General features: G+C 67.5%; 1 protein-coding gene. It reads right to left on the bottom strand.

What is annotated here, in order from left to right:
* Window positions 1-11,270, bottom strand: an 11,270-nt coding sequence (locus NOF53_RS26835; protein WP_255974620.1) for a non-ribosomal peptide synthetase, incomplete at its 3' end; no start/stop codon positions are given.
* Window positions 11,271-11,284: the final 14 nt, after the last annotated feature.

Genomic DNA, 11,284 nt, shown 5'->3' with positions numbered 1-11,284 from the left:
TCGTCGAGGTCGATGCCGGTCAGGTCGAGTCGGACGGGGTGGATGGTGGTGAACCAGCCGATGGTGCGGGAGAGGTCTGCGCCGGGGACGAGATTGTTTTCCCGGCCGTGCCCCTCCACGGTGACCATCGTGGAGTCCACCCGAAGGCCCCTGCGGTGTCGCCAGACGGCCACGGCGAGCGCGAGCGCGGTGAGAAGCGCGTCGTCGGCGCCGGCGTGAAAAGCCTTGGGCACGTCCGTGAGTAGCGCCTCGGTGACGTCGGTCGGCACGTCGATCGTGATGTCGCGGGATGTGGCGCGGGTGTCGCGGACGGGATCGAGTGGCCGCGACCCGAGGAGGGGGTCGGGGCCGTCGAGTATCCGGCGCCAGAGGTCGAGTTCTCCGGCCCGTTGGGGTGCGGTCTCGACGAGGGCGTGTGCCCAGCGGCGCATCGAGGTCCCGTTCCGGGGAAGGTCGGGGGTTCGTCCGGCGGTGATGTCTTCCCAGGCGGCGGCGAGGTCGGGTACCAGGATCCGCCAGGACACGCCGTCGATCGCCAGGTGATGGATCACCAGCAGTAGTCGCCCGTCGCCGGAGGCGTCGAACCATACGGCCTGCAGCATGACCCCGCGGGCAGGATCGAGACGGTCTGCTGCTGCTTCCAGCTCGGCGACCGCCAGCCGGTGGAACTGCGTGTCCGCCACCCTCGCGACCGCGACTCGTCGGAGAAGATCGATGCCGCGGGGAGCGGTCTCCGCGGGTACCTCCATGGCCGGGTCGCTGTCGGCGGTGATGCGGAGGCGAGCGCGGAGGGCGGCGTGGTGGTCGACGACGGCCTCGAGGGTTCGCGTGAGCCTCTCCTGGTTGATCCCGGCCGGCATGGTCAGCAATGCGGCCTGCGAGAACTGGCTGAAGTCACCACCGAGCTCGAGTAACCAGTGAGCGATGGGAGTCAGGGGGAACTCTCCGGTGTGGCCGCCGGGCAGCTCCTCCAGAGCTGGTGCGGCGACCGACTGAATCGACACCGCCCGCGAGAGCCGGCTGACAGTTTTGTGTTCGAAGACTTCCCGGGGTTGCAACGAAATTCCGGCGGTTCGTGCCCGAGCGACCAGTTGAATCGCCATGATGCTGTCGCCGCCGAGTGCGAAGAATGAATCGTCGACACCCACGGTGTCGAGACCGAGTACCTCGGCGAATACGGCCGCGAGTACCCGTTCGACTTCCGAGCTCGGCATGCGCTGATGTGTTGCGCGGGTGGTGAAGTCGGGAACGGGAAGTGCGCCGCGGTCGACCTTGCCGTTCGGTGTCAGCGGGAGGGACGGCAGGACGAGAACCGTCGACGGCACCATGTGCGAGGGCAGAGCGGCAGCAGCATGATCGATCAGGGTGGCCCCGTCGACCTCCGCTTCCCGCTGGGGTACGACGTAGCCGATGAGATGGTCGGTGCCGTGGTGGTCCCGGTGGAGGGCGACCACAGCCTGAGTCACACCGGGGTGGCGCAGCAGCGTGGATTCGATCTCGCCGGGTTCGACGCGGTAACCGTGCAGCTGGATCTGGAAATCGCTGCGCCCCAGATACTCGATCTGACCGAGACTGTTGTGGCGGGCGAGGTCGCCGGTGCGGTACATCCGGCTACCGGGGGCACCGTTCGGATCCGGGATGAACCGAAGTGCGGTCAGATCCGGTCGTCTCAGGTATCCACGGGCCAGTTGCGTACCGCTGATGTACATTTCGGCAGCCACCCCCCGCGGCACCGGGTGCAACCGTTGATCGAGCAGATACACCCGGGTGTTCCACACCGGTGTGCCGATCGGGACCACGGATGTGCTCGGCAGCGAAGCGGCATCGCAATAGGCGGCCGTCACCGAGGCCTCTGCCGGGCCGTACATGTTTCCGAGTGCGACACCCTGGGACAGCACCCGGTCGGCGGTGCGCGCCGGCAGCGCTTCGCCTCCGGAGAACACTCGGCGGAGCGACGGGGGAAGTGCGCGCCGGTGGTTGCCGACGAACACCTCGAGCATCGAGGGCACGAATTCGACGAGGGTGATGTTCTCGGTCGACAGAATTGAGGCCAGGTACTCGAGATCGAGATGGCCGTCGGGCCGGAGAATGACCAATGCGCTGCCCGCGCACAATGCCGAGAACGATTCCCAGATGGCCACATCGAACGCGATCGGTGCTTTCTGGAGTGCGCGGTCGCCGGGAAGAATCGGTAGCTGGGAACGGGACCACGCCAGTTGGTTGGTGATCGCTGCATGCGACACTGCGACGCCCTTGGGTCTTCCGGTGGAGCCGGAGGTGTAGACCACATAGGCAAGGTTCTGCGGGCGGAGTGGAGCTGTGCGGTCGGCGTCCCCGATCGGGCGCGCGTCGATCGCCTCGAGGTCGACGACGTCGAGGGCGAGAACATCGGCGCCGGGCGGGACGGGTACGTCGACGCCGGAGGTCGTCAGCACCAGTACGGGCGCAGAGGACTCGAGGAGATAGGCGATCCGCTCCGGCGGATGTCCGAGGTCGAGGGCGAGCAGAGCGGCACCGGCTTTGACGACGGCGTACATTCCGGCAAGCAATTCGAACGATCGCGGCAAGGCCAGGGCTACCACGCGTTCCGGTCCGATGCCCCGCCCGATCAGAGTGCGCGCGAGCTGATTGGTCCAGGAGTCGAACTCGCGGTAGGTCAGCGAGTTCCCCTCGAACACGACGGCGATGTCGTCGGGCGCCCGCGCGACCTGGGCGTCGAAGAGGTCGAGGATCGTCTCATCGAGTAAGTCGTGTCTGGTGACGAACTTCCGGTCGAGCACTCGATCGAGCTCGGTGCGGTCGAGCAGGGGGATATCACCGACCACCGTGGTGGGTCGGCAGGTGACAGTGTCGATCATGCGGAGGAACCTGTCAGCGAACCCACGCACGGTCTCTTCGTCGAAGAGGTCGGTGGAATAGACGAATTCACCGGTGATACCGTCCGGCGCGCCGTCGTCGGTGCGATGCTCGCGCAGAACGACATTGAGGTCGAACTGGGAAAGATGCGCATCGAGGTCGAGGGCGGTCACTTCGAGGCCGGGCAACTCCGGTTTCGCCTCTGCCATGTTCAGGAAGGAGAGCATCACCTGGAACAGGGGGTGCGCCGCCGTGGAACGTGCCGGGTTCAGTTCCTCGACCAGTCGCTCGAACGGGATGTCCGCGTGTGCGAACGCGTCGACGTCGGCTTCTCGGACCCGGGCGAGTACCTCGTCGAACGGTCGTGCCAGGTCGATACGCGTGCGCAGGACGAGCGTGCCGACGAACATGCCGACGAGGTCGTCGAGCGCCTGCTCACCGCGTCCCGCGATCGGCGACCCGACCGTGACGTCGTCGGTGTTTCCGAGCCGCGACAGCAGCACGGCAAGCGCGGCGTGGACAGCGACGAAGGTGGTGACGTCGTGCTCCCTCGCCAGTTCGGTCAGCCGGCGGTGCATCGCCGGTGACATGGTGAAGCGGGCGGTCGCCGCCTGGTACGTCGCGGTGGCCGGTCGCGGGCGGTCGGCCGGCAGTTCCAGCCTCTCGGGGAGGTCCGCGAGTGTAGTCCGCCAATAGGTGAGTTGCGCGGACAGCGGCGACGCCGGGTCTTCGGCGGATCCCAGTACCTCGCGTTGCCAGAGCGCGAAGTCCCCGTATTGCACGGGAAGTGGCTCCCACTCGGGAGTGCGCCCCTGCGTGTGAGCGGTGTACGCCGTGGTCACGTCACGGGCCAGCGGTACCAGAGACCAACCGTCTGCCGCGATGTGATGCACCACGAGCGCGAAGACGTGGGTGAGCGGATCCACGCGGAACACTTCGGCGCGCAGCGGCGCACGAACCGTCACATCGAAGGTAGTGGTGATGACGTCGTCGATCCGTTCCTGCAGGTGGGTGTCGTCGAGGATCGGTATCGGCGCGAGTTCGAGTTGTGCCTCGTCGACGGGGTGCACCACCTGGACCGGTCCCTCGTCGGTGAGGGGGTACACCGTCCGCAACGATTCGTGTCGAGTCACGACGTCGGTCAGGGCGGCGCTCAGTGCGGCGACATCGAGTTGTCCGTTGATCCGCACCACCATCGGTATGTTGTAGGCGGCGGAGCTGGTATCGAACTGATTGACGAACCACATCCGTTGTTGCGCAAACGACACCGGCACCGGTCGGGTGCGATCCCTCGGTTGCAGCGGCGGCAGTGGCGACTCGGCATCTTCGGCGTCGAGCACGGAGGCCAACGCCTGCACGGTGGGCGCCTCGAACAGCGCGCGCACACCGATTCCGGTTCGGAGCGCCGAGTTGAGCCGGGCTACCACTTTCGTGGCGATCAGGGAGGTGCCGCCGAGCTCGAAGAAGTTGTCTTCGACGCCTACACCTTCGACACCGAGTACCTGCGCGAATACCGAAGCCACCGCTTCCTCCCGTGGTGTCCTGGGTGCGCGGAACTCGGCGGCGTGCTCGAGGGACTCGGGCACGGGCAGCGCGGTGCGGTCGACCACACCGGTGGCGTCGGCGGGAAGTTCGTTCAGCTCGATGATCTCGGCGGGAATGCAGTGCGCGGGAAGGACGGTCGCGGCGAAGTCGGTGACCGCTTCGGGGTCCACCTCTGCCCGGGCCGCCGGTGTCACGTAGGACACCAGAGTGTGGTCACCCGAACGGGTGGTGTAGTCGACCGTTACCGCCCGATCGAGCGACGGGTGCGCGGCCAAGGTTGCGTCGATCTCGTCGAGGGGGACGCGGTATCCGCGCAACGACCATCGGAAGTCGCAGCGTCCCACGATGTGCAGGTGCCCGTCCCGGTCGATTCGCGCCAGATCGCCGGTGCGGTACATCCGTTCACCAGGCGCACCGAACGGACTAGCCACGAAACGGGTGCTGGTGATATTCACGCGGCGGTGATAGCCGCGCGCTTGAACCGGACCGCCGACATACAGTTCGCCGACGACGCCCGCGGGGACGATGTGCAGCCGACTGTCCAGAACGACCAGCGGCCGGCCGGGCGCGGGTACGAGCGGCAGCGTGTCCTCCGCGGCAGGCGACGCGAGCGCATCCGACGCGGCGACCCAGGTGACGGTCTCGGTGCAGGCATACATCAGCACCGCAGTGGTCGACGCCGGCAGGGTGGACAGTCGCGCTACCAGGTCGCCGGAGACGGCCTCGCCGCCGAGAACGACGAGTCGCAGAGCCGAAAGCTCGTTTTCCGCAGGAGACGGGGCGCGGAGAATGGGATAGAAAGCTGTCGGCGTCCGGCTCAGGATCGTGACGTGTTCCCGGCGAATCAAGGCCGAGGTGTCCCGGGGCGACCGGGCGGTCTCGTCGTCGACGATCAGCAGGCGGCCGCCGTGTAGGAACGCACCCCACAGTTCCCACACGGAGAAGTCGAACGTGTGGGCGGGGAACGTCGTCCACACGTCGGAGGTATCGAAGCCGAACGAGTCGCGGGCGGAGACGAAGGCAGCGAGTACGGCGCGGTGCGAGAGAGACACCGGCTTCGGCCGCGCCGTCGAACCGGCGGTGAACAGCACGTAGGCGGTCGAGTCCGGCTCCGCCGCAGACGCGAACGGGGCATTCGACGTTGCAGCGAGTTCGAGCACCGTGTCGGGGGCGTCGAGCACGACGACGCGTGACCCGGTGTCCGGAAGATCAGCCGCGACGTCCAGCAGAGTGATCAGCATCGCGGGGGCCGCCGAGGTCAGGGCGTTGTCCAGACGGGAGCGAGGCCAGGTCACCTCGACCGGCAGACAGGCACCGCCCGCCGCGATCACCGCGAGCTCGGCGACCACCCAGTCGACGGATCTGGGGATCGCCACGGCGACCACGGCCTCCGGGGGGAGCTTGCGGCTGATCAGCAGACGGGTCAGGCGATTGACGCGGGTAGCGACCTCCGCATACGACACCGTGTTGCCCGCGAAGGTGACTGCTCCCTGACCAGGGGACTCTGCGGCCACCCGGGCGAAGGCGTCTGCGAGAGTGCGGCTTCCACCAGGAGAGGCGGGCTGTCGCCAGTCGGCGAGCGCGGTGTCCCGCTCGGCTGGGTCGAGGATCGCGATGTCGCCGATCGGGATCTGCGGATTCTCGGTGACAGCCTCCAGGACGCGGAGGAATCGCTCGGCGAATTCCCGCACCGTCTGCTCGTCGAAAAGGTCGGTGGCATAGACGACACCGGCCTGCATACCGAGTGGTGCGCCGTTCGCGTCGAGGCGCTCGGACAGCCACAGCTGCAGATCGAACTTGGCCATGCCCGCGTCGTACTCGACCGGCTCGAGGCGGAGTCCGGGGAGCTCGAGACCGTGCAGTTCCCTGCCCGACGGCAGGATGTGCTCGAACTCGAGCAGCACCTGGAACAGCGGTGAGTATGCCGACGAACGCGGTGGGTCCAGCACCTCCACCAACTGTTCGAACGGGATGTCGGTGTGCCCGAAGGCGGCGAGATCGGCGTCCCGCACGTGCCGGAGTGTGTCGGCGAAACCTGTCGACAGATCCGCCTTCGTACGCAGCACCACCGTGTTGACGAACATGCCGACGACATCGTCGAGCGCTGCTTCGCCGCGGCCTGCAACGGGAGTGCCGACGGTGACGTCCTCGGATCCGCTGAGCCGGGCCAACAGAACCGCCAGTGCGGCGTGCAACACCATGAATACCGTCGACGTGGAGCTGCGCGCAAGTGCGAGCAGGGCGCCGTGCAACTCGATGTCGAGGGCGAATTCGACGCGGCCGCCCCGCAGCGACCGCTCCTCGGGCCGCGGGCGGTCGGTGGGTAACTCGAGCAGAGCGGGACTTCCGCTCAACGTCTCGGTCCAGTAGTCGAGTTGCCGCGACAGCAGACTGTCCGGATCCGTGTCGCTTCCCAGCAGTGCATGCTGCCACAGGGTGTAGTCGACGTATTGCACCGCGAGTGGGGGCCAATGCGGGGCGTGCCCGGCGGTGCGCGCGGCGTACGCCGTGGTCACGTCCCGAGCCAGTGGCGCGGTCGACGCTCCGTCCGCCGCGATGTGGTGAAGAACCAGCGCCAGGACGTACTCGCTGTCGCGGAGCTGGAAGAGCGTGCAGCGCAGTGGGACGGCGGAAGCGACGTCGAACCTCGTCGAACACACCCGGGAAAGCTGCTGCGTCAGTTCGCTTTCGGTCGCCACCGGAACCGGTTCGATGGCCGGCACCGCCTCGGCCGCAGGCAGAACTACCTGATGTGGGCCGTCGGGTGAGGTCGGGAAAACGGTGCGCAGCGATTCGTGCCGTTCGACGACGTCACCGATCGCGGCGACCAGGGCGGGCACGTCGAGGCGTCCCGTCAACCGAACGACCAGGGGAATGTTGTAGGCGGGTGACGTGGTGTCGTATTGATTGATGAACCACATGCGCTGCTGAGCGGAAGACAGCGGAATGACGTCGGGACGTGCCAACGGGGTGAGGGCGGGGCGGGCGGGCCCTCGATGCTCGTCCCGGTCGATTCTCGCCGCCAGTGTCGCCACGGTCGACGCCTCGAACAGTTCACCGACCCCGATCGCGGCGCCGAGGGCCGCGTTGACGCGTGCCACCACCCGTGTCGCTGTCAGCGAGTTTCCACCGAGATCGAAGTAGTCGTCGTCGGCGCCGATGCCGGTGACACCCAGCACGGTCTCCCAGACGGCGGCCACGGTGGCCTCCGTCGGTGTGGCCGGCTTCCGATGACTGCTGCCGGGCGCGAATGTGGGAGCGGGCAGCGCCGCGCGATCGAGTTTCCCGCCGGGGGTGAGCGGGACCTCGTCGAGCGGCACGATGGCCGACGGAAGCATGTATCGGGGGAGAGTGCGTCGCAGGAATGCTTCCAGTTCGGGTACGTCAGCCTGCTCGCCTTCCGCCGGTCGCACGTAGGCAACCAGCGTGGGATCGCCTGCGGCAGTGACGCGGTCGACGGTTGCAGCGAAGCTCACCGTGGGATGTCGCATCAGGACGGCGTCGATCTCCCCGAGCTCGATGCGGAACCCGCGGATCTTGACCTGGAAGTCGCTGCGTCCCAGGTACTCGAGTGACAACCGGTCGGGCGTTCCGCCCGGAAGGCCGGCAAGCCCACGCCACGTGGCGACGTCGCCGGTGCGGTATACCCTCCCGCCCGGCGGACCATACGGATCGGCGACGAAACGTGCTGCAGTCAAACCGGCGCGCCGGTGATAGCCGCGGGCCAGGCCGGGTCCACCCAGATATACCTCGCCGGCGACTCCCCGCGGCACCGGATGGAGTCGGGAGTCGAGCACCACTATCGAGAATCCCCTGATGGGCCCGCCCAGGGTCACGCGTTGCCCCGCCGTCATCGGTGCGCTCAGCGTCGACATGATCGTCGCCTCGGTGGGCCCGTACGCGTTGCGCACCCGACGGCCGGCAGACGCCCACCGCGACACCAATTCCGGCGGGCATGCCTCGCCTGCCAGGGCCAGATCGGTCAAATCCGGGAGAGCGGCAGCATCGAGTGTCGCGGCGGTGGTCGGCGTGAATATTGCGTGGGTGACGTGCTCTTCGGCGAGAATGCGGGTCAGTTCGGCGCCACCGACGACGGCGGGTGGCACGATCACCACCCGCGCACCCGCTCCGAATGCGCTCAGCAGCTCGAAGATGGACGCGTCGAAACTGGGCGAGGCGAAATGGGAGACGCGCGACTCCGGCGACACTGTCAGACCTTCGCGTTCCGCGCTGACGAGGTCGGCAATTCCGCGGTGGCTGACCGATACCCCTTTCGGGGTGCCGGTGGAACCGGACGTGTAGATCACGTAGGCCGCGTGGTCGCGCCGTAGTGGCCGCAGTCGATCCGCGGACGTCACGGGTGTGGGGGAGCATCCGGCGACCGTCGTCTCGGTTCGTGTGTCATCCAGGTCGAGCCAGGACACGGCAGGCGAACGGAGGTGGTGGCGGTGGTCGCTCACGCCCAGTAGTGCGCCCGAATCGGACAGCATGTGCTCGATGCGTGCCGGCGGGTAGTTCGGGTCCACCGGGAGGAACGCTGCACCGGACTTGGCGACGGCCCAGACCGCGAGCACGAACTCGGTGGATCGCGGCAGTGCGAGAGCGACGATGCGCTCCGGTCCGGCGCCGCGTGCGATCAGCAGTCGCGCCAGCTGGTTCGATTCCTCGTCGAGTTCGCGGTAGGAAATCTCGGTGCCCTGCTCCGAGACGGCAACGGCGTCCGGATCGATCGCCGCGGCGGAGGTCAAGATGTCGGGCAGCAGTCGGGGCGGCAGCGCGGACGGACCCAGGACGGGTACCAGATCCCCGCGTTCGGCTGGGGTGAGGATGTCGAGATCACCGACGGCTATGGCGGCGTCGATTGTGGCGGCGTCGAGTAGGCGCACCAGGCGGTCCCCGAACCGCTGCACCGTGACCGGTTCGAACACCGCCGTCGCGAAGAGGAGCTGGATGTCGACACCCGAACAGTCGGGGTGCGCGGTGCAGACGATCGACAGATCCGCGCTCGCGCTCGGTGACCCGTCCGTCCCCGTACCCACGAATTCGAGGCCGACCTGGAACGGATACCGGCCTGACCACTCCTCCCGTCGCCCGAGTGCCTCCGCGATCTCGTCGAACGGAACGTCGGCGTGGGTGTACGCCCCCAGCTCGGTGTCGCGGACCCGTCCGAGCAAGTCGGTGAACGTCCGAGCGCGATCGACGCGGGTGCGCAGGATCAGCGGCCCTCTGCCGGAACCCCTGGAGGTGCCGACCGCGATGTCGTCGGTGCCCCCCAGCCGCGAGAGCAACGCGACCAGCCCTGTGTGGATCACGGAGAAGGCGGCGAACCGGCAATCGGCGTCGACAGCATGCATGCGCCGGTGCAGCTCGGCCGGAATGTGAAGGTCGACCCGACCATCGGCTACGAGCGTGTGATCGAGGGGTCGCGGGTGGTCGCTGGGCAGGATGTTGTCCCCAGGCAGACTGTCGAGGGCTTGCTTCCAGTAGTCGAGCTGAGCCACCTTCCTGCGTCGGCGTGCCCCCTCGATGGCGGTTTCAGGATGGACGTCCGCTGTTGCATCTTCGGGACGGGCCCCGAGGAGCTCCTGCAGCAGGGCGACGAAAGCGTGATGGTGTCGACTCAGTTCCTCCTCGGTGTATCGGTGAGGGTTGCCCCGGAACTCGACCAGCGTCTTCTCAGGTGTGCCGCTGCGGTAGACGTTCACCAGGAGGTCCTCGACGGGACCGGACGTGACGACATGAAACTCCCCGGTCACCGCGCCCAGCGTGATCTCCGGGTGGAAGAGCATGACGTTGACCATCGGCCCGGTGAGACGGCGGGCAGACGACCGGCCGCCCGCGTCACGGCGAATGTCTTCGAGGGTGTAGCGCTGATGGCGGAGTGCGCCCAGAAGTTCCATCTGGGCGCGGTGCAGCATTTCGCCCACGGAGTCCTCGGGTGGCGCACTGACCTGAAGGGGTGCCAGGCTGACGAGCATTCCGCCGGACCGTCGCAGGACGGTGGTCGTCCTCCCGGAGACGGGCAGGCTGACCAGTACTTTCTCGCGGCCGCTCCTCCTTGCCAGGTAGCAACCGAAGGCAGCGACGACCACGGCTGCTGCGGGAACTCCGAACGCCTCGTCGGAGTGCGTCAGCCGGTCCGCCGCGTCATCCGACAGGGAGGTGGTCAGGACGATGCTCTTCGCGACGGCCGGTGAGACCACCGCGGACAGGCTCGATCCCTCCTCGAACTCGGCGATCCGCTGCACCCAGTAGTCGTGGTCGGCTTCGAATCGGGAGGACGACCGGTACTGCTGATCGAGGCTGTAGAGCGTGTGTAGATCCGCCGCGGGATTCGGTTCCGGCGAACGCCCCTCCACTGCCGCCGTGTAGAGGGCGGCGATGCGATTCACCATCGTCATCGCCCCGTAGCCGTCCAACGCGATGTGGTGAATCCTGCTGTACCACAAGTAATGCTGTTCACCGACCTGCAGAACCGCCGATGCGGCCAGCACGTCAGAGGTGGGGTCGAGGGGTCTCGTGTAGTCGTCTTCCATCCAGGTGTGCGCTGCGGCCACCGGGTCGGCGGCGGCACTGAAGTCGACGTAGTCGGTGGACAGCTCGAGGGACGGGTCGACCGCCTGGAACGGTTCGCCGTCCACTTCGAAGACTCGGAGGAACGGGGAGTGGAATTCGCGCGCGGCCCTTACGGACGCCTCGTCGAGCAGGGCCACGTCCACCGCGCCGTGCACCTCGACGTACTGCGCAATGTCGAGGGGAACCTCGGGCGTCAGCCGCTGCGCCAGCCACATCCCGCGTTGCGCCGAAGACAGCGGGAAGCCTACGCCGAGGCTGTCGGTGTGGGGGTCGGATGAAGTTGGAGAATCCAAGGGAGGATCCCTCC

It is taken from the genome of Rhodococcus tibetensis (assembly GCF_024438035.1).
In the GTDB taxonomy this organism is placed as follows: Bacteria; Actinomycetota; Actinomycetes; order Mycobacteriales; family Mycobacteriaceae; genus Rhodococcus_F; species Rhodococcus_F tibetensis.
Note: the sequence above shows the minus strand (reverse complement) of the source record. Positions and strands in the feature narration are given on the sequence as shown.